The sequence below is a fragment of the Isoptericola sp. GX10416 genome (assembly GCF_056590155.1).
Genome location: NZ_JBWPVO010000002.1, coordinates 143,523 through 166,954 on the forward strand (window position 1 = coordinate 143,523; position 23,432 = coordinate 166,954).

Genomic DNA, 23,432 nt, shown 5'->3' on the forward strand with positions numbered 1-23,432 from the left:
GACTACAGCGTAGTCCAGCGGGCTCCGTACCGTCGGCGACGTGAGCATCGAGACCGCACCCGGCTGCCCGAGCATGGCCGTGGGCCGCAAGCCCGACCGCCAGACCGACGACCCCGCCGTGCTCGACGGCATCCTCGCCGACGGGTTCCTCGCCCACGTCGCGATGCTCCGCGACGGGTACCCGGTCGTCCTGCCGTACCTGTACGGCGTCGGCGACCTGGGCGACGGGCTCGGCCGCAGGCTCCTGCTCCACGGCTCCACCGGGGCCGGGCTGTTCCTCGACGCCGGCCCCGACGGCGTGCCCGTCTCGGTGGGGATCTCCCACCTGGACGGGCTCGTCTACGCCCGGTCGCTGAACGACAGCTCGGCCAACTACCGGTCCGCGATGGTCGCCGGCCGCGCCACCGTGGTCCCGCGCGACCTGCGGGTCGAGGCGCTGTGGCAGATCGGCGACCACCTCATGCCGGGTCGCCGGGCCGAGGTGCGGGAGATGACGGCCAAGGAGGTCGCCGCCACGCAGGTGCTCCAGGTGCCGCTCGACCGCGTGAGCGTCAAGACCCGCACCGGCGGCGTGGGCGAGGACCCGGACGACGGCGAGGACCACGGCGCGTGGGCCGGCGTGCTGCCGTTGTCGGTGGCGGCGGGGGTCCCGGAACCCAGCCCGCTGTCCGCGGGAACGCCCGTGCCGCCGTCGGTCAGTGCGCTGGCGCCGCGGCTCTGACGATCTACGGGCCGAGCAGTGCCGCCGGGAGGAATGCCACGTGTTCCGGATTGGCTGTTCGCGCGAGCGGTGCGGACCGGCGAGGATGGGGCGGTGCGCACCATTCGACAGAGCCGAAAGCTCCGCGGCGTCCGCTACGACGTCCGTGGCCCCATCCTCACCGAGGCCCAGCGCCTCGAGGCCGAGGGCCACCGCATCCTCAAGCTGAACATCGGCAACACCGCCCCGTTCGGCTTCGAGGCACCCGAGGCGATCCTCGCCGACGTGGTCCACCACCTGCCCGAGGCCCAGGGGTACAGCGACTCGCGCGGCATCTACGAGGCCCGCACCGCCGTCGCGCAGTACTACCAGTCGCGCGGGCTGCGGGACACCATGGTCGAGGACGTCTTCATCGGCAACGGCGTCTCCGAGCTGATCTCGATGGTGCTGCAGGCGTTCGTCGACGACGGCAACGAGATCCTCGTGCCCGCCCCGGACTACCCGCTGTGGACGGCGGCCGTCACGCTCACGGGCGGCACCCCCGTGCACTACGCGTGCGACGAGGCGAACGGGTGGATGCCCGACCTGGCGGACCTCGAGTCGAAGATCACCGAGAACACCCACGCGTTGGTGATCATCAACCCGAACAACCCCACCGGCGCGGTGTACAGCCCGGAGATGGTCGCCGCGATGGTGGACATCGCGCGCCGTCACGACCTGGTCGTCCTGGCCGACGAGATCTACGAGAAGATCCTCTACGACGACGCCGTGCACCACCACGCCGCCACCGCGGCCGGGGACGACGTGCTGTGCCTGACGTTCAGCGGCCTGTCCAAGGCCTACCGCGTGTGCGGCTACCGGGCCGGGTGGGTGATGATCTCCGGACCCCAGGAGACCGCCACCGAGTTCCTCGAGGGCCTCACGCTGCTCGCCAACATGCGCATGTGCTCCAACGTGCCGGCCCAGCACGCGATCCAGACGGCGCTCGGCGGCTACCAGTCGATCGACGAGCTGATCGTGCCCGGCGGCAGGTTCTACGAGCAGACGATGCTCGCCGACCGGCTGCTGAACGAGATCCCCGGCGTGTCCTCCGTGCGACCCCGCGGCGCGCTCTACTGCTTCCCGCGGCTCGACCCGGAGGTCTACGCGATCGACGACGACCAGGACTTCGTCATCGACCTGCTGCGCGCCAAGAAGATCCTCGTCACGCACGGCACCGGGTTCAACTGGACGGCGCCCGACCACTTCCGGCTCGTCACGCTGCCCGACGTCGAGGTCCTCGAGGAGGCGATCGGCCGGATCGCGGAGTTTCTGGCCACGCGGCGGTGACGGCGCCGCCGCGCGGCTGAGCCGCCCGGCTCACACCAGATCGCGCGGGATGCGCCGCTCCCAGTTCTGGGAGTAGACGCGCGGGTCTCCCTGCTGCTCGTCCAGCTCGTACGCGTCGAGCTGGGCGTTGACCAGGAAGTCGTCCGCGGTGCACGTCAGGACGGTGCGGGTGACGACCTCGACGCGCCAGTCGGCACCGTTCTCCAGCCGCCGCACCGTGCGGGTCTCACCGCGCACGGACGTGACGTCGTTCCACCGGAAGCTGTACCACTCGCGGGTGTCCCGGTGGATCTTCGTCCCGGTGTCCTCGATCCGGAAGGTGCCCTGGTCGTTGACGATCTCCAGCGTCGAGACGTCGGTGGCCAGGTCCCGGGTGACGCGCCACGAGTGCTGCCCCGTGCCGAGCACGGTCGTCTCCGCCTCCTCGGCGGCCTCGGGCGGGCCGAGGGGGCGGAGCTCGTCGTCCTCGGGCCGCGGCCGGCGGACCGGCAGGTGCAGCGAGCTGCGGCTGGTCGTCAGGGTGACGGTCGCCGGCTCCGGGGAGGGCCAGATCAACGGCCAGTAGGAGGTCGAGACGGAGATCCGCAGGCGGTGGCCGGCGGGCACGGACTGCGCGATGCCGTTGAGCTCGATCCGCACCGGGTAGGGCCGGCCGGGCTCCAGCGGCTCCGGGTTCTCGCTGCCGTCCCGGTGCGTCAGGTTCAGCACCCCGTACGTCACCCGGGTCGCCTCGCCGTCCGGGGCGACGTCGGACAGACGCACGGCGAGCTGGGCCACCGGCTTGTCGGACGAGACCTCGAGCTCGACGCGCGGGAGCCCGAGGATCTCCACCGGCTCGGTCAGCGGACCGGTCTCGAAGACGAGCGCACCGCCGTCCTCCTCGCGCTGGTCGTACGGCAGGTCGGGCACCGCCGAGTAGGACGCCCACTTGCCCGCGAACATCCCCACGCTGAGGGGTGAGCGCAGCGTCACGTGGCGCTCGCCGTCGTCGTCCCCGCCGTCGTCGTCCCGCTCCAGGTGTGCGGCGCCGACCTGCTGCAGGTGGTGCGCCGTGAACCGGTACTCGCGGTCCTCCACGCCGGGTGCCGGCCAGCTCGGCTCTCCGACCCACCGGCCGGGGCGGTCCTCGTAGGAGGCGCTGGGCGGCTGAGCGTCCTGCATCCAGGCGCGCAGCATCGGCTCCTCCTCCAGGCCGGTGTCCACGCCCTTGAGCCAGTGGTCCCACCACCGCACGACCTCCTGGAGGAAGCCGATCGCCGGGCCGGGGACGCCCAGGTGCGGGTAGCGGTGGCCCCACGGGCCGATGAGGCCCTTGCGGGGCACGTCGAGGTTCTCCAGGAGCCGGAAGATCGCGTTGGTGTAGCCGTCGGCCCAGCCGCCGACCGCCATGACGGGGCACTGCACCCGCGAGTAGTCCTCGTTGACGGACGCCGGCTTCCAGTAGTCGTCGCGGCGCTGGTGCCGCAGCCAGGTGTCCAGCCAGAGGCCGCTGCCCTCGAGGCGTTCACGCCACATCTCGCGCCACCGGTCGCCGACGACGGCGGGGTCGGGCGGCAGGCTGTTGAAGGCGAACATGACGGTCGCCTCGGAGAGGTTGTCCGCGAGCAGACAACCGCCCATGTAGTGCATGTTGTCGACGTACAGGTCGTCCGTGGCCGACGCGCTGACGATCGCCTTGAGCGCGGGCGGCGCCACCGCGGCCACCTGGAGGCTGTTGAACCCGCCCCAGGAGATGCCCATCATCCCGACGTTGCCGTCGCACCACGGCTGCTCGGCGATCCAGGCGCCAATGACGCAACCACGGGCACCGTGAGCCCGCAACAACGGAATCCCGTTGCGCCTCGCCCGGACGGATGGCAGTGTCGTGGCCGTCCCCGCGGGCCGGCCGCACGTGACAGGGGACGGACGGAAGGAAGCACGGTGACGGACACGCACGGCGGTCCCACGACCTCGCGCTGACCCCTGCTCGCCCGCACCCGGACCGGTGCACCCTCCTGGCGGGTGGACGACGTCGGCGCACGCCGCAGCGTTCCCCGGAGGCTCCCGTGCCCCTCACCCCCGCCGTCGTCCTCAAGGACGTCACCTTCTCCTGGCCCGACGGGGCCACCCCGATAGCCGGGATCTCCGGCACCTTCCCCCGCGGCCGTACCGGTCTGGTCGGCCTCAACGGCACGGGCAAGTCGACCCTGCTGCGGCTGGTCGCCGGGCGGCTGAGGCCCACCTCGGGCTCCGTCACCGTCGCGGGCACCGCCGACCACCTGCCGCAGCGGATCACGCTGGATACCGGCGCGACCGTCGCCGACCTGCTCGGCGTGCGTGCTGTCGTCGACGCCGTGCGGGCCATCGCGGACGGTGACGTCCGCCCCGAGCTGTTCGACGTCGTCGGCCCGGACGGGTGGGACCTGGAGGAACGGGCGGTCGCCGCGCTCGCCGCGGCCGACGTGCTCCCCGGCAGCGCGACGAGGGCCGGCGTGCTCGACCGCCGCGTCGGCACCCTGTCCGGCGGCGAGGTGGTGCTCACCGCCGTGACCGGCATCCGGTTGCGCGCGGCCGACGTCGCGCTGCTGGACGAACCGACGAACAACCTCGACGGCTCGGCCCGCGAGCGCCTGCACGAGCTGGTCCGCACGTGGCGCGGCGCACTGGTCGTGGTGTCGCACGACCGCGAGCTGCTCGAGCTCGTGGACACGACGGCGGAGCTCCGCACGGGCGGCCTGACCACGTTCGGCGGCACGTACGCGCAGTACGAGGAGTGGCTGGCCGTGCAGCAGGAGGCCGCGCGCTCGGCGCTGCGCGACGCCGAGCAGACGCTGCGGCGCGAGAAGCGACAACGCATCGAGACCCAGGAGCGCATCGCCCACTCCGAGCGGCAGGGGCGCAAGGACGCCGCCGACCGCAGGTACGTCAAGGCGGTGATCAACGACCGCCGCAACGCCGCACAGAAGTCGCAGGGTGCCCGGCGGGGTGCCGCGGTGGAGGCGGAGTCGCGGGCACGCGACGCCGTGGCGGCCGCGGAGCGGGCAGTGCGCGACGACGACCGCATCGCCGTCGACCTGCCCGACCCGGACGTTCCGGCCGGCCGGCGCCTCGCCGTTCTGCGCGGGTCCGACGGCCGCGAGACCGTGCTCGCGGGGCCCGAGCGGGTCGCGCTGACCGGCCCCAACGGTGTCGGCAAGACGACGCTGCTCGAACAGCTCGTCGGCGCCGACACGTCCAGGCCCGACGGCGCCTCGCGGGCGACGGCGCGGCGGCTCACCGAGCGCGTGGGATACCTGCCCCAGCGGCTGGACGGGCTCGACGACGCCGCCACGGTGCTGGACGAGGTCCGGCGCCGCGCGCCGCACGTCGTGCCGGGGGAGCTGCGCAACCGCCTGGCGCGGTTCCTGGTCCGCGGCGACCAGGTCGACCGGCCGGTGCGCACCCTCTCGGGCGGCGAACGGTTCCGGGTGGCGCTCGCGAGCCTGCTGCTGGCCGACCCGCCGGCCCAGCTCCTCGTGCTGGACGAACCGACGAACAACCTCGACCTGGCCAGCACCGACCAGCTCGTCCAGGCGCTGGCGTCCTATCGCGGCGGGCTGCTGGTGGTGAGCCACGACCGGGCGTTCCTGGAGCGGGTCGGGCTGACGGCGGAGCTGGCGATGAGGGCGGACGGGACGCTGACGGCGGCGTGACCCCGCTGCCGCGGTCATCCCGGTGGGCAATGCCTGAGGACGACGGCGATCCACGGTTTACGAAAACTGCGAATACGCGTACGCTTCTTCCGTAACGAAGCGACGAGGGTGGTGTGCACGACGATGGCCGCTGCGGAACTGATGGAACGGACCTATCTGCCGAGCGAGGCAGAGGGACTGGCCGAGGTGCACAACTTTCTCGAGGCGCACGAGCGCGCTCGGGGCACAGCAGTGGCCCCACGTTGCCTCTTGGTGGGAGAGGCGGAGGGTGATCAGGTCGAGCTCCCTGCCTCGATGTACCCGATCCTTCTGCAGGTTGTCGAAGCCATGCGCGCCGGGCGTGCGGTCACCGTGGCGCCGCATTCGACAACGCTCACGACGCAGCAGGCGGCCGATCTTCTCGGGGTGTCCCGGCCCACGGTCGTGCGCCTCATCGACACCGGCCAGCTGGCGGCGGAGCGGCCAGGCACGCGTCGGAAGGTCCTGCTCAGCGATGTGCTGGACTACCGCGAAAGTCGACGCCAGAGTCAGTACGACATGCTTGCGGCAACCGCGGTCGACATCGACGACGAGGGCGACGCAGCGGAGGTTGCGGCCCAGCTTCGAGCGGTGCGGAAGGCCGTGGCCGCGCGGCGTCGTCGTTGACCAACGGCCGCCACCTGCAAGAATCGCCGGCGTGTTCGCCGTCGTGCTCGATACCTGCGTGCTGTGGCCCAGCCTGCAGCGGGACTTTCTGCTGAGCCTGGCCATCGAGGGGCTGTACCGGCCTCTGTGGTCGTCGGCGATCCTTGCCGAGCTGGAGGAACACGAGGCGCGGAAGCTCGTTGCGCGCGGAGACCTCGAGCCCAGCGCGGCGGCCGCGTCTGCTGCGGCCCTGATATCGGCGATGCGCGGAGCGTTCGACGACGCCTGCGTCGAGGGTTGGGAGCCACTCGACGGGACATTCGGCCTCCCCGACCTTGACGACGAGCATGTGGTGGCCGCCGCTGTTGTCGGCGGGGCCGGCGCGATCGTGACTGCGAACTTCAGGGACTTCCCTCCGAATCAGGTGCCCTCCAATATCCAGGTGAAGACCTCGGCGGAGTTCGCGATGGAAGCAGTCGAGCTCGCCCCCGAGCTCGCCCTCCAGGCTCTTCGGCAGATGGCTGGCCGGTATCGCAAGCCACGTCGCAGCGTCGACGACCTGCTCGAGCTGCTCGCAGCCCGCTACGGCATGGATGCGGTGGTGGACCTCGTCCGCGACGCAGATCTCACCCGGTAGCGCTCCGGGGAGCACCACAGCAGGTTCGACCGATGTCGGCCACTCCCCGACCGTGTTGGAGGAAACCTCCAAAGGCCGGCGGTGAGCGTTGGCTGCCGCACCGGGAGCCAGGACGGGGTGCTGACAACCTACGCTTGCGTAGGCTACGAAGGCGTAGGTTCGGCACCTGCTCGAGACACGGGCACCGGACCTGGACGCGGCGCAGCCGCCCGGCAGGGAAGGAGACCGTGTGAACCCCGACGCCCCTCAGAGCGCGGCAGCCGTGGAGGACCTCGTGCAGCTCGTCGCCCCGGACGGCAGCCGCACCGACGGCCCGCGGGCCGCGGCCTACCGCGACCGCGTGGCCCACCTCGGCACCGACGAGCTGCGCGCGATGTACCGCGACATGGTGCTGACCCGACGGTTCGACGACGAGTCGACGGCGCTGCAGCGGCAGGGCGAGCTCGGCCTGTACCCGCAGGGGCGCGGCCAGGAGGCCGCCCAGGTCGGTTCGGCGTACGCGTTGCGCCCGCAGGACTTCGTGTTCCCCTCCTATCGCGAGCACGGCGTGATGCAGGTCCGCGGCGTCGACGCGGTGGACCGCCTGCGCATCTACCGCGGCACGGAGCACGGCGGCTGGGACCCGGCCGACCACAACGTGCAGCTCAACACCCTCGTCCTCGGCTCGCAGACCCTGCACGCCACCGGGTACGCCCTCGGCGTGCAGCGCGACGGGCTGGTCGGCACCGGTGACCCGCAGCGGGACACCGCCGTCGTGACGTACTTCGGCGATGGCGCCTCGAGCCAGGGCGACGTCAACGAGGCGCTCGTCTTCGCCGCCGTGAACAACGCCCCCGTGGTGTTCTTCTGCCAGAACAACCAGTGGGCGATCTCGGAGCCGACGTCGCGGCAGACGCGCTGGCCGCTGTACCGGCGCGGTGAGGGGTTCGGCATCCCGGGCGTGCGCGTGGACGGCAACGACGTCCTGGCGTCCTACGCGGTGATGACCGAGGCTCTGGAGCGTGCCTACGCCGGCGACGGCCCCACCTTCGTGGAGGCCTACACCTACCGGATGGGCGCGCACACGACGTCGGACGACCCCACCCGCTACCGCGAGCTCGCCGAGGAGGAGGAGTGGGCGCTGCGCGACCCGATCGACCGGCTCGCCGCCCTGCTGCACGCCGAGGGCCGCTGGGACGACGTGTGGGCGGCTGACGTGGAGGCGCAGGCCGACGCGATGGCCGAGCGCCTGCGGGCCGAGGTCCGGGCGATCGAGGACCCGTCCCCGGCGTCGATGTTCGACCACGTGTACGCGGCCGGGCACGCGCAGGTCACCGTGGAGCGCGACTGGTTCGAACGCTACGAGTCCGAGACGGCAGGCACCACGACGGAGGCGGCCCGATGAGCGAGAACCTCACCTTCGCGAAGGCGCTGAACGAGGGCCTGCGCTCCAGCCTCGAGGCGGACGACAAGGTGCTGATCATGGGGGAGGACGTCGGCCGGCTCGGCGGGGTCTTCCGCATCACCGACGGTCTGCAGAAGGACTTCGGCGAGCACCGGGTCGTGGACACGCCGCTGGCCGAGTCCGGGATCGTCGGCACCGCGATCGGTCTCGCGATGCGCGGCTACCGGCCGGTCTGCGAGATCCAGTTCGACGGCTTCGTCTTCCCCGCCTTCGACCAGATCACCACCCAGCTCGCCAAGATGCGCTACCGCTCCGCCGGGCGCCTCGAGGTCCCCGTGGTCATCCGCATCCCGTACGGCGGCGGGATCGGCGCCGTCGAGCACCACTCGGAGTCGCCGGAGGCGCTGTTCGCGCACACTCCCGGGCTGCGCGTCGTCTCGCCGGCCACGCCGCAGGACGCGTACGACATGATCCGCTCGTCGATCACCTCGCCCGATCCCGTGATCTTCCTCGAGCCCAAGGGCCGGTACTGGTCCAAGGGCGCGGTGGACCTCGGCAGCCCCGTCGCGACGTCCGGGGCCGACGGCGGCACGGCGGACCCGCTCGGCCAGGCCCGGATCGCTCGGGCCGGCACGGACGTGACGCTGGTCGCGTACGGGCCGACCGTCGCCACCGCGCTGGCCGCCGCCGACGCGCTGGCCGCCGAGGGCACCAGCGCGGAGGTCGTCGACCTGCGGTCGCTGTCCCCGATGGACGTGCCCGCCGTGGTGGGCTCGGTCCGCCGGACCGGGCGCTGCGTCGTCGTGCACGAGGCCCCGACGTTCTTCGGTGCCGGTGCCGAGCTCGCCGCCCGCGTCACCGAGGAGTGCTTCTACTCCCTCGAGGCGCCCGTGCTGCGGGTCGGCGGGTTCCACACGCCGTACCCCGTGGCGAAGATCGAGCACGACTACCTGCCGAGCACCGACCGCGTCCTCGACGCCGTCGACCGCGCCCTGGCCCACTGACCGGCCTGCGAACGAGGAGACAGATGAGCACCCAGCGCTTCCCCCTCCCGGACGTCGGTGAGGGACTGACCGAGGCGGAGATCGTCGAGTGGAAGGTCGCCGTCGGCGACACCGTCGCGGTCAACGACGTCATCGTCGAGATCGAGACCGCCAAGTCCCTGGTCGAGCTGCCGTCGCCGTTCGCGGGGACGGTCGTGGCCCTGCTCGCCGAGGAGGGGACCACGGTCGACGTCGGCACCGCGATCATCGAGGTCGGGTCGGCGGACGCCTCCGCGCCCGATCCGGCACCCGGCGCGCCCGCCGACGAGGCCGCCTCCGTCGGCTCGACGAACGGTGCGGGCTCCGGGTCCGTGCTGGTGGGCTACGGCACCGGCGACGCCGCCGCCGGGTCGCGCCGGCGCCGCCGCCGCACCGAGGCCCCGGAGGGACCGGCCCCCACCACGCCTCCCGTCCCCGCACCCGCACCTGCCGCGACACCTGCACCCGCACCGGCGAAGTCACCGGGTATCGCCAAGCCGATGATGAGCGTGCCCGCTGCCGCCGACACGGCCGGTGCCGCGCCGTCGGGCACGACGCCGGCCGGCCGGATCCGCGTGCTCGCCAAGCCGCCCGTGCGCAAGCTCGCCAAGGAGCTGGGCGTCGACCTGGCATCGGTGCAGCCCACCGGACCCGGGGGCATCGTGACCCGCGAGGACGTGGTGGCCCGGGCCGAGGCCGCCGAGCCGAAGACCCTCGCGACCTACCCCGACGACGACCAGCCGTGGCTCGCCTCCGGGTCGGTGACGAACGACGGCCGTGAGACCCGCGTCCCGGTCAAGTCCGTGCGCAAGCGCACCGCTGAGGCCATGGTGACCAGCGCGTTCACCGCCCCGCACGTCACCGTGTTCCGGACGGTCGACGTCACCCGGACGATGAAGCTCGTCGAGAAGCTCAAGGCCGACCGGGACTTCGCCGACGTGCGGGTCACCCCGCTGTTGATCGCCGCCAAGGCGGCGCTGCTCGCCATCAAGCGCCACCCGGAGATCAACGCGAGCTGGGACGACGAGGCCCGCGAGATCGTCTACAAGCACTACGTGAACCTGGGGATCGCCGCGGCGACCCCGCGCGGCCTCGTGGTGCCCAACGTCAAGGACGCGCACCGGCACGAGCTGCTCCCGCTGGCCCGTGCGCTCGGTGAGCTGACGGCCACCGCCCGCGCGGGGCGGACCAGCCCGGCCGACATGTCCGGCGGCACCTTCACGATCACGAACGTGGGCGTGTTCGGCATCGACACCGGCACGCCGATCCTCAACCCGGGCGAGGCCGCGATCCTGGCGTTCGGTGCCATCCGGCAGCAGCCGTGGGTGCACAAGGGCAAGATCAAGCCGCGCTGGGTCACGCAGCTCGCGCTGAGCTTCGATCACCGGCTGGTCGACGGCGAGCTCGGGTCGCGCTTCCTGTCCGACGTCGCGCGCGTGCTGGAGGACCCGGCCCACGGCCTCGTCTGGGGCTGATCCCGGGTCGGAGTCAGGGGCCGAGCGCGCCGATCGGGATCACCTGGACCCCGTCGTCGCGCCGGTACCCGTAGCCGGTCGCGGTGATCACTCCGAGGACGGCCGGTTCTCCGGAGCGTGTGGTGTCGATCCTCTCGACGAACCGGAGGAGAGAACTGGCGGCCTCATCGACGCGGGATGCGCCCAGCTTGACCTCGAACGCTCCCCAGGTGCCGTCGGCGAGCTCGACGATCGCGTCCGCCTCGACCCCCTTGGCATCGCGGAAGTGGAGGACGTGCCCGCCCAAGGGTTGGGAGTAGACACGCAGGTCTCTCGCGACGAGCGACTCGAAGAGGAACCCGGTCCACCGCAGGTCGCGCCAGAGTCTCTCGGGACCGGTGTGCAGGGCTGCCGTCGCCAACGAGGGGTCGACGAAGTGTCGCTTCGGTGAGGTGCGCCGGGGGATGCGTGACCGTAGGTGCGGTCCCCATGCCGGGGCGTTCTCCACGATCTGGAGCTGTTCGAGCACGCCGACGATCTGCGCCGTCGTCGTGCGGTAGACGCCGTCGTCGGGTCCTACGGTGTCTGCTGCGATCTTCGTCATCGGTGCCTCCGTGGCGACGTTGCGGGCGAGCGCCGCCACGACGCGGCGCACCATGGAGGGATCGCGGCGTACACCGCCGACCTCGGAGACGTCGACCTCGGTGATCAGGCTCAGATAGTTCTCCGACTCCCGAGCAGCGACGTCGACGGGCAGGTCCTGCCGATCGGGCCAGCCCCCGACGACGATCCTTTCCAGCACGTCGTCGACGGTCAGGCTGGTGGCGGCACTCGGGCTCGCCCCGTGGAAGAGGTCACGGAGAGAGATCTCTCCGGTGGAGTGACCGGACTCGAAGAGGCTCATCGGACGCATACGGACCCGGGCGAACCTGCCCGCACCTGAGTGACGACGGACGTCGTCGGACGGGGTGGCCGAGCCCGTGAGGATGAACTGGCCTCGAGCGGGCGAGCGGTCGTCGACGGCTCGGCGTACGTGATCCCAGATCTCGGGCACGAGCTGCCACTCGTCGATCAGGACGGGCGAGTCGCCGCCGAGGACGGCTTCCGGGGCCAGCGACGCTGCCTCCCGCGCGGCGCGGTCCGTGTCGAGGCGGACGGTCGTCGCTGCCACCTGGAGCGCTGTCGCGGTCTTCCCGCAGGCCTTGGCTCCCTCGATCAACGTGGCGCCGGAGGTCCGCAGCGCGAGCTCCAGCTCGGAGTCGACGATGCGCCGGGAGTACTCCATCACCCCTCCTCGGACGGTCCGATCGACAGCTTGCACCATTTTCTCTAGACAGATCGTACCCGCACAGGTCAACAGATTGCACTACTGTCGACCGACAGGTTGTTCTGCTGCGGTGGAACGCTGATGGTCGGACCGCTCGGCGCCCGGTCCGTGCACGTTTTTGTCCGCTCGCCCCCCGTCGCTCACTCCGGCTGCCAGCATCTGGTGCAGGACGCCGTCGACCGACGGCGCGGCGACCCTCCCGTTCGCGTGGTGGGGCGACTACTGGACCGCGCGGGACACTGAGGCCGCCGGTGAGGCACCAGCCGAACGTTACGGTTCGGACCGCTTTGACGCGTCAAAGCGGTCCAGACCATGACACTCGGCAGAGTCGGGGGAGCGTCACAGCTGACGGGTCCGGGAGCACCAGCGGGCCCCTCTAGTCTGGACGGGTGACCTCGACAGCTCCTGCGGGCCCGCTCTCGCACGACACGGCCCCCGCGCCCGCCCGGCCCTGGTGGATCATCGCCGCCGGGCCGGGCGCCGTCGTCGCCGCGATCGTCGCGCTGCTCCTCGCGGGCGCCTGGTCCGGCGCCTTCGAGGCGCTGGGGACGTTCTCCGACCCCGGGGCGGTCGCCCGCTGGGGGTCGCCGCTCGCCACCGTGCTGGCGGAGCTCGGCGTGGCGGTGACGCTCGGCAGCCTGTTCGCCGCGGCGTGCCTGGTGCGGCCCGGACGGGGCCAGGCACGCCTGCTCGACGTCGCGGGATGGGCCGCCGCCGTCTGGGCGATCGCCGCGGTGGTCGAGCTCGTCCTGCAGTACTCGGTGGTCTCGGCGCAGTCCCCGACGGCGGACAACTTCGGCGCAGGCCTGTCGCAGTTCGTCACCGACGTCGAGCTCGGTCAGATCTCCGTCGCCATCATCGCGATCGCGGCTCTGACCTCGGGCGTCGCGCTCGCGGTACGCGGACCGGTCGGCGCGCTGTGGACGGCGCTGCTGCCGGTCGCGGCGCTGACCCTGCAGTCCACCACCGGTCACGCCGCCGGGGCCGCCGACCACTTCCTGGCGATCGGCGCGATGTGGCTGCACCTCATGGGTGCCGCGCTGTGGGTCGGCGGGCTCGCGGCGATGGCCGTGCTCGTCGTCGGCCGCTTCGACGACGTCACCACCGCCGCCGTGGCGCGGTACTCGCCCGTCGCGGCCTGGTGCCTCGTCGCGGTCGGGGTCTCCGGCGTCGCGAACGCCTGGATCCGCATGGAGAGCCTCGACGACCTCACGACGGGCTACGGCGTCCTGCTGGTCGTGAAGATCCTGCTGACCGCGGCCCTCGGCGTCCTCGGCCTGATGCACCGCACCTGGGTGATCGGCCGGCTGGAGCGCGCAGCGTCCCCGGCACGCCGGCTGTTCTGGCAGCTCCTCGCCGTCGAGCTGCTCGTCATCGGTGCGGTGTCCGGGGTGGCGGTGGCGCTCGGCTCCACCGCACCGCCCGTGCCGGACGACGTCCCCGCGGACGCCTCGCCCGCCTACCAGCTCACCGGCTACCCCCTGCCACCGGAGCCGACGGCGGCGCGCTGGCTCACCGAGTGGGCCGCGGAGCCGGTCCTGGCCTTCGCGTGCCTGGCCGGGATCGTCGTCTACGTGCGCTGGGCGCTGCGGCTGCGACGTCGCGGGGACCGCTGGCCCGTGGGACGGACGCTGACGTGGTGCGCGGGGATGCTCCTGATGCTCTGGACCACCAACGGTGCACCGACCGTCTACGGGCACGTGATCTTCAGCGGTCACATGATCCAGCACATGACCCTGGCGATGCTGGTGCCGCTGCTGCTCGTGCTCGCCGCCCCCGTCACGCTGCTGCTGCGCGCGGTGCCCGCCCGCAAGGACGGCTCGCGCGGCTCGCGGGAGTGGGTGCTCGCACTGGTCCACTCCCGGGTGGGCGAGCTTCTCGCGCGGCCGGTGGTGGCCGCCGTGCTCTTCTCGGGCGGCATGATCGCGTTCTACTTCACCCCGCTGTTCGAGTTCGCGCTGACGAACCACCTGGGGCACCTGTGGATGGTCGTGCACTTCACGCTCGTGGGATACCTGTTCGCGAACGCGCTCGTCGGCATCGACCCTGGCCCGCAGCGGCCCGGCTACCCGATGCGGCTCGTCCTGCTCTTCGCCACGATGGTGTTCCACGCGTTCTTCGGCGTGGTGCTCACCACCGGCACGTCGCTGCTCGTCGCCGACTGGTACGGCAACATGGGTCGCGACTGGGGCCTGAGCGCCATCGAGGACCAGCAGCGTGGCGGCGGCATCGCCTGGGGGATCGGCGAGCTGCCCACCCTCGCGCTGGCGATCATCGTCGCCGTGCAGTGGACCCGCTCGGACGAGCGGGAGGCCCGGCGTCGCGACCGGCAGGCCGAGCGCGACGGCGACGCGGAGCTCACCGCCTACAACGACATGCTGGCTCGGATGGCCGACCGCGACGAGACCGCCGGCCGCTGACCGCGCGTCCAGGCCACGCCTTCGGCGTTCAGACCAGCGCGTCGAGGACGCGCGGAGCCAGGCCGAGCGCCGTCGTCGTCGCCAGGCCGTCCGCGACCGTCACCGTGCGGACCCCGGGCATGGGCTCCGTCAGCACGAACGGGTCGTGCGCCCCGCGTCCCGGGACGCGCACGACCTCCGTCACCGACCAGCGGCTGCGGACGGACGGTCGGCCGGTGCCCAGCAGAGCCGCCGTCTCGCGCAGCAGCAGCTCGTCGACGTCCTCGGAGCGGCCGGTCGCGTCGGCGGGTGCCCGCCCGTCGCCGACGACGACGGAGCCGTCGTGCTGCGCCGTCAGCGTCAGGTGGATCTCGGCCGCCAGGAGGTCGGGGTGCCGGGTGCGCAGTCGCTCGCGCACCTCGCCGAGGGCGCGGCTGTGCAGGTACGCGCGGTCCCGCAGGAGGGTGCTGGCACCGACCAGCACGGGACCGGTGGCGAGCCGGTCGGCCGGTGGGCCGGCGTCGGGCAGCGGGGGCGCGATCCGCAGCATCTGGCGGCGCACGGGGAGCAGCGCGTCCCCGACGTTGCCGAAGAGCTGGCCCACGTCGTGGCCCACGGCGACCACGACGCGCTTGGCGACGACCTCCCCGCGCGAGGTCCGCACGAGCGTGCAACCGCTGCCGGCGTCGAAGGTCTGGGCGGCGGTGGACCAGGCGACGTGCGCCTGGGGACGCCCGCCGAGCCAGTCCGCGACGATGCCGAGCGCCGCTGCGGGCTCGACCCGCAGGTCGAGGGGCAGGAACGCCCCTCCGGCGGAGTCCGCGACAGGTGTGCGGTCCGCGACCTCGCGGGCGGTCAGGATCGTGGCGTCCCCGGCACGAGCGGCGACGAGGTCGTCGAGGACGGCGAGCTCGTCGGCGTGGCGGGCGACGACGACGGCGCCGCTCTCCCGGACGCCGAAGCCCGCCTCCCGGCCGAGCTTGAGCCAGCGTTCCCGGGAGGCGAGGGCGCAGGCGAGCGCGGTGGAGTCCTGCGTCGTGATCGCGACGTGTCCACCGCGCCGGGCGGTGCTGCCGACGGGGCGCCGGGCGGCGTCGACGACGAGCACCGACAGCCCACGCGCCTGCGCCTCGACGGCGTGCGCGAGCCCGACCGCGCCCGCTCCGACGACCGCGAGGTCGACCTTGGCGGGGAGCGGGGGCAGGGCGCTGTCGTGGTCCACGTCCAGAATCTGCCTGAGCACGTGGCCGGCGTTCAAGGCGGGGGTGGCCTGTGGACAAGGTGTTCGGCCAGTGTTCACCTGGGGTTCCTCCCGGCGTTCCCGCAGGGCTGCGACGCCCTCGCGCGGAGATATCCGTGGGGCGGGCGCGGGTGGTTGTGGTAGACCCGTCTGCGTGACCCAGGACACTCCGGCGGAGACCCCGCAGACCTCGTTCCACGACCTCGACGCGTACCTGGCCCTCGGCCGGGTCAGCGGGCTAGTGCTCAGCGCCGACGGCACCCGGCTCGTCACGTCGGTGCAGAGCCTCGACCGGCGGCGCACGGGCTACGTCTCGGCGCTCTGGGAGGTCGACCCGGGGGGTGAACGCCCGGCACGGCGCCTCACCCGCAGTGCGAAGGGCGAGTCCTCCGCGGCGTTCACGGCCGCCGGCGACCTGCTGTTCACCTCGGCCCGTCCGGACCCGGAGGGCAAGCCCGACGACGACGTACCCGCAGCGCTGTGGAGCCTGCCCGCCGGGGGTGGCGAGGCACGCGTGGTGGCGACCGCTCCGGGCGGGGTCGGCGGCATCTGCACGGCGCGGGACGCCGACGTCGTGTCGGTGACGGCGCCCGTGCTGCCCTCGGCGGCGGACCTCACCGAGGACGACACGCTGCGCAAGGCCCGCAAGGAGCTGAAGGTGGACGCCGTCTGGCACACGGGCTACCCGGTGCGGCACTGGGACCACGACCTGGGCCCGGACGCGGACCGGCGGTTCGCGCTGTCCCTCGGCGGGCTCGTCGAGGGCGAGCGTGCGGAGCTCCGTCAGCTCACCGGGGCGGGCCGTCAGCTCGATGAGGCGGAGGCCGCCCTGTCGCCGGACGGCGGGACGCTGGTGACGGTCTGGACGGTGGCCGACCCGGGCACGGCCCGGCGCGAGACCCTGGTCGCGATCGACACGGTGACGGGGGAGCGGCGCACGCTGGTGGACGACCCCGACGCTGAGGTGGTCTCGCCCATCGTCTCGCCGGACGGCCGCTGGGTCGCCTACGAGACGACGACCCTCACCTCGCCGACGGAGCCGCCGGTGACGCGTACGGGCCTGGTGGCGCTGGACGGGAGCGGCGAGCCGGAGATCCTGGCCGACGACTGGGACCGCTGGCCCAGCTCGCTGACGTGGCTGCCCGACGCGTCGGGTCTGCTGGTCACGGCCGACGAGGACGGCCGCAGCCCGGTCTTCCTGCTCACGTTCGACGGCGCCCCGGGCGAGGGCCCGGTGAGCGTCGAGCGGGTCACGGCGGACGCCGCGACGTTCACCGACGTCCAGGTGTCTCCGGACGGGTCGGCGTTCTACGCGCTGCGCACGTCCTACGCGGCGCCGTCGGAGCCCGTCAGGGTCGGCCTGGCGGAGTTCGTCGCGTCCGGCGGGCCGGGGGAGCGGGAGCCGGTCACCGCCGTCGCGCTCCCGTCGCCGGTGCCCGCGCCGGAGCTGCCGGGCCGCCTCACCGAGGTGGAGACGACGGCGGCCGACGGCGCGCGCGTGCGGGCCTGGTTGGCGCTCCCGGCCGGGGCGTCGGCGTCGGACCCGGCGCCGCTGCTGCTGTGGATCCACGGCGGGCCGCTCGGCTCGTGGAACGCGTGGTCGTGGCGCTGGAACCCGTGGATCATGGTGGCGCGGGGCTACGCGGTGCTGCTGCCGGACCCGGCGCTGTCCACCGGGTACGGGCAGGAGTTCGTGCAGCGCGGGTGGGGTGCGTGGGGCGGTAAGCCCTACACGGACCTGCTGGCGATCACCGACGCAGCGGAGACGCTCGACGAGATCGACGGGTCGCGCACGGCCGCGATGGGCGGCTCGTTCGGTGGCTACATGGCCAACTGGGTGGCGGGGCACACGGACCGGTTCCGCGCGATCGTCACGCACGCCTCGCTGTGGGCGCTCGACCAGTTCGGGCCGACGACGGACCACGCGTACTACTGGGCGCGCGAGATGACTCCCGAGATGGCCGAGGCGCACAGCCCGCACCGCTACGTCGGCGACATCCGGACGCCGATGCTCGTGATCCACGGCGACAAGGACTACCGGGTACCGATCGGCGAGGGGCTGCGGTTGTGGCGCGAGCTGTTGACGCACTCCGGGCTGCCGGCGGCGGACGACGGGTCGACGGTGCACCGGTTCCTGTACTTCCCGCAGGAGAACCACTGGGTGCTCTCGCCACAGCACGCGAAGGTCTGGTACTCGGGCGTGCTGGCCTTCCTGGCCGAGCACGTGCTCGAGGTGCCCGAGGGGGAGGGCGACCGGGTCCTGCCGACGACGCTCGGCTGACGCCCCACCACTGGGCGGTCGCTCATCTGGGCGAGCGGCAGCGCTCATCTGTTACGTTGGTTCTTCCTGGACCCGACGGAGCAAGGACGCGCCATGACCGCACTCACCGACGAGACCCTGGGCACCCTGCACGGCACCGGGGGAGGCCCCGGCGACCTGGAGGTGCCGGGCTACGACCGTTCCGCGCTGCGCGCGGGGATCGTCCATCTCGGCGTCGGAGGGTTCCACCGGGCGCACCAGGCGATGTACCTCGACCGGCTGATGTCCCAGGGCAAGGCGCTCGACTGGGCGATCTGCGGCGTCGGGGTGCTGCCGCACGACGCCCGGATGCGCGACGCCCTCGTCTCCCAGGACGGCCTCTACACCCTGGTGCTCAAGCACCCGGACGGCACCCTGGAAGGCCGCGTGATCGGCTCCGTCGTGGACTTCCTGCTCGCCCCGGACGACCCGGAGGCGGTCATCGAGAAGATGGCCTCGCCCCAGATCCGCATCGTCTCCCTCACGGTCACCGAGGGCGGCTACAACGTGCACCCGGTCACCGGGGAGTTCGACGAGTCCGACCCGGCCGTCCAGGCGGACCTCGCACCGGGCGCCGTGCCCGCCACCTCGTTCGGCCTCGTGACCGAGGCGCTGCGGCGTCGCCGGGACCGCGGCATCACGCCCTTCACAGTGATGAGCTGCGACAACATCCAGGGCAACGGCGAGGTCGCGCACCGCATGTTCGGTGCGTTCGCGCGGCTCAAGGACCCCGAGCTCGGTGCGTGGATCGAGGAGCACGTGCCGTTCCCGAACTCGATGGTCGACCGGATCACGCCCGTCACCACGGACGAGGACCGCGCGATGGTGGCCGAACGGTTCGGGGTCGACGACGCGTGGCCCGTCGTCGCCGAGCCCTTCACCCAGTGGGTGCTCGAGGACCGCTTCGTCGACGGCCGCCCGCCGCTGGAGGACGTCGGCGTGCAAGTGGTCGACGACGTCGAGCCCTACGAGCTCATGAAGCTGCGGCTGCTCAACGCGAGCCACCAGGCGCTGTGCTACCTCGGCTACCTGACCGGCTACCGGTACGCCCACGAGGTCTGCGCCGACCAGACGTTCGTGCGGTTCCTGCTCGACTACATGGAGCGTGAGGCGACGCCGACGCTGCAGCCGGTCCCCGGCATCGACCTCGACGACTACCGCCGCACCCTCATCGAGCGGTTCGCCAACCCCGCCGTGCGGGACACCCTCGCCCGGCTGTGCGCCGAGTCGTCCGACCGCATCCCCAAGTGGCTGCTGCCCGTGGTGCGGGAGAACCTGGCCGCCGACGGCGAGATCCACCGGGCGGCCGCCGTCGTCGCCGCGTGGGCCCGCTACGACGAGGGCGTCGACGAGCAGGGCGAGCCGATCGAGATCGTGGACCGCCTGGCCGACCGCCTCCGGGCCGCAGCGGCGCGGCAGGCCGACGACCCGCTCGCGTTCCTGCGCGACCGCGAGCTGTTCGGCGACCTGGTCGACTCCCCACGGTTCACCGAGGCGTACCTCGTGGCGCTGCGGTCGCTGCACCGGGACGGCGCGCGGGCGACGGTGGAGGCGCTGGGGGGTTGATTTTGGGCGCTTAATGGTTGGCGTAGCCACCATTACGTGCGATAGTGGTGCTCACAGCAGACATTGGAGCACCCATGGCGACTCGACCTCTCTCACTGCGCGTTCGCCGGTCCGCTGCTCAGCTCGGCGAGCACGTGGTCACGTGGCGCAAGCTGCAGGGGCTGACGGCGGAGCAGCTCGCGGAGCGCGCGGGGATCAACCGGGGCACTCTTCGTCGGCTCGAGCACGGCGACCCGGCCGTGGGGAGCGGCGTCCTCCTGTCCGTCCTTCGTGCGCTGGGCCAGCTCGATCGCGTCGTCGAGGCGCTCGACCCCTACGAGACGGACCTGGGGCGGGCCCGGGCTGACGAGTCCCTGCCGCAGCGGGTGCGTCGATGAGCCGTGCCGGAGTCGTCCAGATCGACGTCCACGTGCAGCTGTCCGGCGACACCGTTCGCGCCGGCACCGCCTACATCTCGGAGAGGCGTGGCACCACGTCCACGTCGTTCGTCTACGACCCCGCGTTCCTCGGGCGGCGCGACGCGTTCAGCATCAGCCCTGACCTGCCGGTGACCGTCTCGCGCCACCAGGTCGCCGGACTGCCGGGCGCCTTGGCCGACACCGCGCCGGACCGGTGGGGTCGCAACCTGATCGACAAACGGGTTCGGTACCGGGCGCGAGACGACCACGCGCCGGCGACGGTCCGTGAGGTCGACTACCTGCTCGGTGTCGCCGACCTGACCCGGCAGGGCGCGCTGCGGTACACGGCCGCCGACGACGCCGTCTTCCTCGCACCCGACCCGAACGTCCCGCGGCTCATCGAGCTGCCGAGACTGTTGCGTGCAGCAGAGCGCGTGGCCAGCGACAGCGACGACCTTGCCGAGGTCAAGCTCCTCCTCGACGCAGGGACCGGCTCCCTCGGTGGGGCGCGGCCCAAGGCGTCGGTCCGTGACGGTCACCAGCTGCAGATCGCGAAGTTCCCGCACCCGGGTGACCGCTGGGACGTGATGGCCTGGGAGATGACCATGCTCGACCTCGCCGAGCAGGCCGGCATCCGTGTACCAGGGCGTCGTCTACTCACGGTCGACGGCCGGTCGGTCCTGGTCCTGGACCGGTTCGACCGCGACGGGCAAGGGCGGCGGCGTGCCTACGCGAGCGCGATGTCCTTGGTCGGCGGCGTCGACGGCGCATCGTTCGACTACCTGGAGGTCGCAGAGTCGCTCGCGACCCACGGGAGCGACGTCGTGGCGGACCTGCGCGAACTGTGGCTGCGCGCCCTGTTCTTCGTGGTGGTCAACAACACCGACGATCACCTGCGGAACCACGGCTTCCTCCGTGCACGTGGTGGATGGCGGCTGGCGCCCGCCTTCGATGTCAATCCCGACCCGTACGACCGTGCACCCGCGACCTCGATCGGTTTCGTGAGCGGGGATCGGGCGAGCCGCTTCGATGCACTGATCGAGGTGGCGGCCGAGTTCGGCGTGTCGATGGCGGATGCCGGTGATGCGATGGAGGCCGTGGCCTCGGTCGTCGACAGATGGCGGGCGGTAGCGGCCCGGAACGGAATCGGGGAGCGTGAGCAACGGCAGTTCAGGAATGTCTTCGAGTCCGGAGTTCGCCTCGCGCGCGAGGCGAGCGCGTCAGCTCGGAGCTCTTAGCCCCCTTCGGGCCGCCTGCCGGGCTGCCTCCCGCGGGTAGGGCGTCTCCCGGCTCTTCTGCTGGAAGCGGTGGTGGAAGCCGCCCACCACTGCGGCGACGGGCGCGTCGCGCGCGAGGATCGCCGCGACCGCCGCTGGCGCACCCTCTGGGGCGCTCCCCTCGGCGCAGGCGCGCACGAACGCCCGCCGTTCGTCGCCCTGGTACTCGTACAGGGCGACGGCCAGCCAGTTCACCAGATACGTAGCGACGTAGTCCCGGTCGTAGGCCTCGTGCTCGGCGACGAACGCGGCCTCGTCCGTCGTGAGGTCGAAGCGCGAGGAGATCGCCAACCCGTAGTCGGCGAGGTAGAGCCGGTGGCCGTCGGTCAGGATGTTCTCGAAGTGGGTGTCCAGGTGCAGCAACCCGTGGCCGTTCATGAACGACACGCCTGCGCTCAGCTCGTCGTCCACCCAGGCGAGGGCATGCTCGGCGGCCTCGCCGCCGGCGTCCATCCGGGCGCTCAGCCAGTCGTGCAGCGTCTGGGGGATGTACTCCAGGAACAGCAGCAGGCTCGCGGACGACCCCTGCAGGGCCTCGATCCGCCGGCGCACCGCCGGTCCGCCACCCCAGTAGGTGACGGCTCGCTCCACGTCGGCCAGCTCCGCGGGCAGCGGGTGGCCCGCGTCCGGGAGCACACGCCAGTGGTGCATCAGGGGAAAGCCCTCGTGGTCGCCCGCGACCACCCAGCCCGTGGTCATGGTGTGCACGGCGAGCTCGCGCCAGGCGCCCCACCCCGGCCCACCGATGGTGCCGATGCCGTAGTGGCAGAAGCTCGGCAACCCGAACAGGTTCGCCGTGGAGCGGACGTGCTCCGGTCGCCGCTCGAGGTCGGTCAGGCGCACCTGCTTGACGAAGACCGGCGTGCCGTCGACGTCCAGCCGGAGGGTCTTCCCGCCGATGCCGGCACCGATCGGCACGGCGGCGTCGACGAGCTCGCGCAGCCGGTGGTCGCTGCACAGCGACAGCGCGGTGGAGACGGCCCCGTGGGCGGCCAGGCGAGCGCTCCGGGTCCTGTCGGCCGTGGTCACGGCGCGCCTGCGGGCGGGTCCGCCAGCAGGTGCTCGAGCTCGACCGCGGCGGCGTCGTCCATGACGAGCACGGTGGCGATGCCGCCCAGGACGGCGCCCCGCAGCCCGACGGCGGCCTCCGCGCCGTAGCCGATCGCCACCACCTCAGGGGTGCGCACGAGCTGGTCGAGGGTGACGCCGACGACCCGGGCGTCGAGCGGCGTGACCACCGCACGCCCCCGGGCGTCGAAGAGCCGGCCGGAGCACTCGCCGACGGCGCCGGCCTCGGTGGCGGCGCGCCGCTCGGCGTCGGTGACCTGGGGGTAGACGGTGGAGCCGGTGGCGTTCCAGCTGCCGATCGACACCACGGCGAGGTCGAGCACGTCGGCTCGGTCGAGCGCGGCGGCGATCTCCGGCTGCTGGCGCATGCCGCGTGCCGTCGCGGGGTCGCCGACGAGCAGGGGTGACCACACGGGCCAGGTGCGTACGCCCTCCATGCTGGTGAAGCGCTGGATGAGCTCGAGCGAGTTGCCGCTGCCGTGCACGGGCAGGGCGCCGACGAGCTGGACGACCTCGCAGGGCGGCAGGGTACCCAGGGTGCGGACCGCCGCCTCGATGGTGCGCGACCACGAGACGCCGACGGTCGTCCCCGCGCGGACCCGGGCGGCCATGACGCGCGCGAGCTCGCGGGCGAGGACCTCGCGCGTCGTGTCCCGGTCGCTGGTTCCGGGGACGAGCACGACCTCCTGGGCGCCGAGCCGCTCCGCGAGGTGCCGGGCACGGCCCGTGTCGAGGTGGGCCGGTGCCGCGATCTCGATGCGCACCACGCCGGCGTCGCGGGCCTCGGTGAGCAGTCGGGCCACCTGGAACCGCGAGATCCCGCGGTGCTTGGCGATCTCGACCTTCGACTGTCCGTCGAGGTAGTAGTCCGTGCTCACCTCCACGAGGAGGCGGGTGTGCTCGGGGTCGGTCACGGGTCCTCGTCTCTCCGGCAGCGCCGCTCCTCGGCGACGGTGCGCGAAAGTTTGAGCGGATGGTCTTGCTCACGTGAGCATATCGAACTATGGTCGCTTCAGATGAGCACCACTGCTGCTCTC

Annotated in this window: 18 protein-coding genes; 13 read left to right on the forward strand and 5 right to left on the reverse strand. The window is 72.5% G+C overall.

Going from position 1 to position 23,432, the window contains the following annotated elements:
* Window positions 1-40: 40 nt before the first annotated feature.
* Window positions 41-721, forward strand: coding sequence for a pyridoxamine 5'-phosphate oxidase family protein (locus ACWAT2_RS04470; RefSeq protein WP_402373300.1), 681 nt, complete (start codon window positions 41-43; stop codon window positions 719-721).
* A gap of 93 nt (window positions 722-814) precedes the next feature.
* Window positions 815-2,029, forward strand: a complete 1,215-nt coding sequence (locus ACWAT2_RS04475) for a pyridoxal phosphate-dependent aminotransferase (RefSeq protein WP_402373303.1) — start codon at window positions 815-817, stop codon at window positions 2,027-2,029.
* Between the two features lie 30 nt (window positions 2,030-2,059).
* Here the strand turns inward: ACWAT2_RS04475 and ACWAT2_RS04480 are convergent, their stop codons facing one another.
* On the reverse strand, window positions 2,060-3,769 hold the full coding sequence (locus ACWAT2_RS04480; RefSeq protein WP_402373306.1) for a CocE/NonD family hydrolase: 1,710 nt from the start codon (window positions 3,767-3,769) through the stop codon (window positions 2,060-2,062).
* A gap of 305 nt (window positions 3,770-4,074) precedes the next feature.
* Here ACWAT2_RS04480 and ACWAT2_RS04485 point away from each other — a divergent pair, with 305 nt between their 5' ends.
* The 6 genes from ACWAT2_RS04485 (at window position 4,075) to ACWAT2_RS04510 (ending at window position 10,842) form a co-directional block, all read left to right on the forward strand.
* Window positions 4,075-5,700, forward strand: a complete 1,626-nt coding sequence (locus ACWAT2_RS04485; RefSeq protein WP_402373309.1) for an ABC-F family ATP-binding cassette domain-containing protein — start codon at window positions 4,075-4,077, stop codon at window positions 5,698-5,700.
* 123 nt (window positions 5,701-5,823) lie between these two features.
* Window positions 5,824-6,345: a helix-turn-helix domain-containing protein gene (locus ACWAT2_RS04490; protein WP_402373311.1), complete on the forward strand. Its 522-nt coding sequence runs from the start codon at window positions 5,824-5,826 to the stop codon at window positions 6,343-6,345.
* A 31-nt stretch (window positions 6,346-6,376) separates the two neighbouring features.
* Entirely contained in the window at window positions 6,377-6,961 is a 585-nt protein-coding gene (locus tag ACWAT2_RS04495) for a PIN domain-containing protein (RefSeq protein ID WP_402373313.1), read from the forward strand.
* A 229-nt stretch (window positions 6,962-7,190) separates the two neighbouring features.
* Complete coding sequence (gene pdhA, locus ACWAT2_RS04500) at window positions 7,191-8,345, forward strand: pyruvate dehydrogenase (acetyl-transferring) E1 component subunit alpha (protein WP_402373316.1); 1,155 nt, start codon at window positions 7,191-7,193, stop codon at window positions 8,343-8,345.
* On the forward strand, window positions 8,342-9,349 hold the full coding sequence (locus tag ACWAT2_RS04505; protein ID WP_402373318.1) for an alpha-ketoacid dehydrogenase subunit beta: 1,008 nt from the start codon (window positions 8,342-8,344) through the stop codon (window positions 9,347-9,349). The genes pdhA and ACWAT2_RS04505 overlap by 4 nt, the downstream gene beginning before the upstream one ends.
* Before the next feature lie 23 nt (window positions 9,350-9,372).
* Window positions 9,373-10,842, forward strand: coding sequence for a dihydrolipoamide acetyltransferase family protein (locus tag ACWAT2_RS04510; RefSeq protein ID WP_402373321.1), 1,470 nt, complete (start codon window positions 9,373-9,375; stop codon window positions 10,840-10,842).
* Window positions 10,843-10,855: 13 nt separating this feature from the next.
* Here ACWAT2_RS04510 and ACWAT2_RS04515 read toward each other — a convergent pair whose 3' ends face one another.
* Complete coding sequence (locus tag ACWAT2_RS04515; protein WP_402373324.1) at window positions 10,856-12,106, reverse strand: ATP-binding protein; 1,251 nt, start codon at window positions 12,104-12,106, stop codon at window positions 10,856-10,858.
* Between the two features lie 431 nt (window positions 12,107-12,537).
* On the opposite strand from ACWAT2_RS04515, the gene ACWAT2_RS04520 reads away from it, so the two are divergent.
* Window positions 12,538-14,568, forward strand: a complete 2,031-nt coding sequence (locus ACWAT2_RS04520; protein ID WP_402373327.1) for a bifunctional copper resistance protein CopD/cytochrome c oxidase assembly protein — start codon at window positions 12,538-12,540, stop codon at window positions 14,566-14,568.
* Window positions 14,569-14,596: 28 nt separating this feature from the next.
* Here ACWAT2_RS04520 and ACWAT2_RS04525 read toward each other — a convergent pair whose 3' ends face one another.
* Window positions 14,597-15,769 carry an FAD-dependent oxidoreductase gene (locus ACWAT2_RS04525; protein ID WP_402373329.1) on the reverse strand — a complete coding sequence of 391 codons (1,173 nt, stop codon included), beginning with the start codon at window positions 15,767-15,769 and terminating at the stop codon, window positions 14,597-14,599.
* 172 nt (window positions 15,770-15,941) lie between these two features.
* Here ACWAT2_RS04525 and ACWAT2_RS04530 point away from each other — a divergent pair, with 172 nt between their 5' ends.
* From ACWAT2_RS04530 to ACWAT2_RS04545, 4 genes are all read left to right on the forward strand, one after another.
* On the forward strand, window positions 15,942-18,068 hold the full coding sequence (locus ACWAT2_RS04530; RefSeq protein WP_402373331.1) for a prolyl oligopeptidase family serine peptidase: 2,127 nt from the start codon (window positions 15,942-15,944) through the stop codon (window positions 18,066-18,068).
* Between the two features lie 93 nt (window positions 18,069-18,161).
* Window positions 18,162-19,652 carry a mannitol dehydrogenase family protein gene (locus ACWAT2_RS04535; protein WP_402373332.1) on the forward strand — a complete coding sequence of 497 codons (1,491 nt, stop codon included), beginning with the start codon at window positions 18,162-18,164 and terminating at the stop codon, window positions 19,650-19,652.
* 74 nt (window positions 19,653-19,726) lie between these two features.
* Window positions 19,727-20,029 carry a helix-turn-helix domain-containing protein gene (locus tag ACWAT2_RS04540; protein ID WP_402373335.1) on the forward strand — a complete coding sequence of 101 codons (303 nt, stop codon included), beginning with the start codon at window positions 19,727-19,729 and terminating at the stop codon, window positions 20,027-20,029.
* Window positions 20,026-21,288 (forward strand): type II toxin-antitoxin system HipA family toxin, encoded by a 1,263-nt coding sequence (locus ACWAT2_RS04545; protein ID WP_402373337.1) that lies wholly within the window; start codon window positions 20,026-20,028, stop codon window positions 21,286-21,288. The genes ACWAT2_RS04540 and ACWAT2_RS04545 overlap by 4 nt, the downstream gene beginning before the upstream one ends.
* Here the strand turns inward: ACWAT2_RS04545 and ACWAT2_RS04550 are convergent.
* Window positions 21,271-22,356: a protein kinase family protein gene (locus ACWAT2_RS04550; protein ID WP_402373340.1), complete on the reverse strand. Its 1,086-nt coding sequence runs from the start codon at window positions 22,354-22,356 to the stop codon at window positions 21,271-21,273. The genes ACWAT2_RS04545 and ACWAT2_RS04550 overlap by 18 nt on opposite strands.
* Complete coding sequence (locus ACWAT2_RS04555; RefSeq protein ID WP_402373342.1) at window positions 22,353-23,309, reverse strand: sugar-binding transcriptional regulator; 957 nt, start codon at window positions 23,307-23,309, stop codon at window positions 22,353-22,355. The genes ACWAT2_RS04550 and ACWAT2_RS04555 overlap by 4 nt, the downstream gene beginning before the upstream one ends.
* Between the last annotated feature and the right edge of the window lie 123 nt (window positions 23,310-23,432).

Bases quoted from the DNA above. Each gene is read 5' to 3' on its own strand.
- ACWAT2_RS04540 (WP_402373335.1), top strand. From the start codon at position 19,727: ATGGCGACTCGACCTCTCTCACTGCGCGTTCGCCGGTCCGCTGCTCAG.
- ACWAT2_RS04480 (WP_402373306.1), bottom strand. From the start codon at position 3,769: ATGGGCATCTCCTGGGGCGGGTTCAACAGCCTCCAGGTGGCCGCGGTG.
- ACWAT2_RS04535 (WP_402373332.1), top strand. From the start codon at position 18,162: ATGACCGCACTCACCGACGAGACCCTGGGCACCCTGCACGGCACCGGG.
- ACWAT2_RS04505 (WP_402373318.1), top strand. From the start codon at position 8,342: ATGAGCGAGAACCTCACCTTCGCGAAGGCGCTGAACGAGGGCCTGCGC.
- ACWAT2_RS04510 (WP_402373321.1), top strand. From the start codon at position 9,373: ATGAGCACCCAGCGCTTCCCCCTCCCGGACGTCGGTGAGGGACTGACC.
- ACWAT2_RS04515 (WP_402373324.1), bottom strand. From the start codon at position 12,106: ATGGAGTACTCCCGGCGCATCGTCGACTCCGAGCTGGAGCTCGCGCTG.
- ACWAT2_RS04545 (WP_402373337.1), top strand. From the start codon at position 20,026: ATGAGCCGTGCCGGAGTCGTCCAGATCGACGTCCACGTGCAGCTGTCC.
- ACWAT2_RS04490 (WP_402373311.1), top strand. From the start codon at position 5,824: ATGGCCGCTGCGGAACTGATGGAACGGACCTATCTGCCGAGCGAGGCA.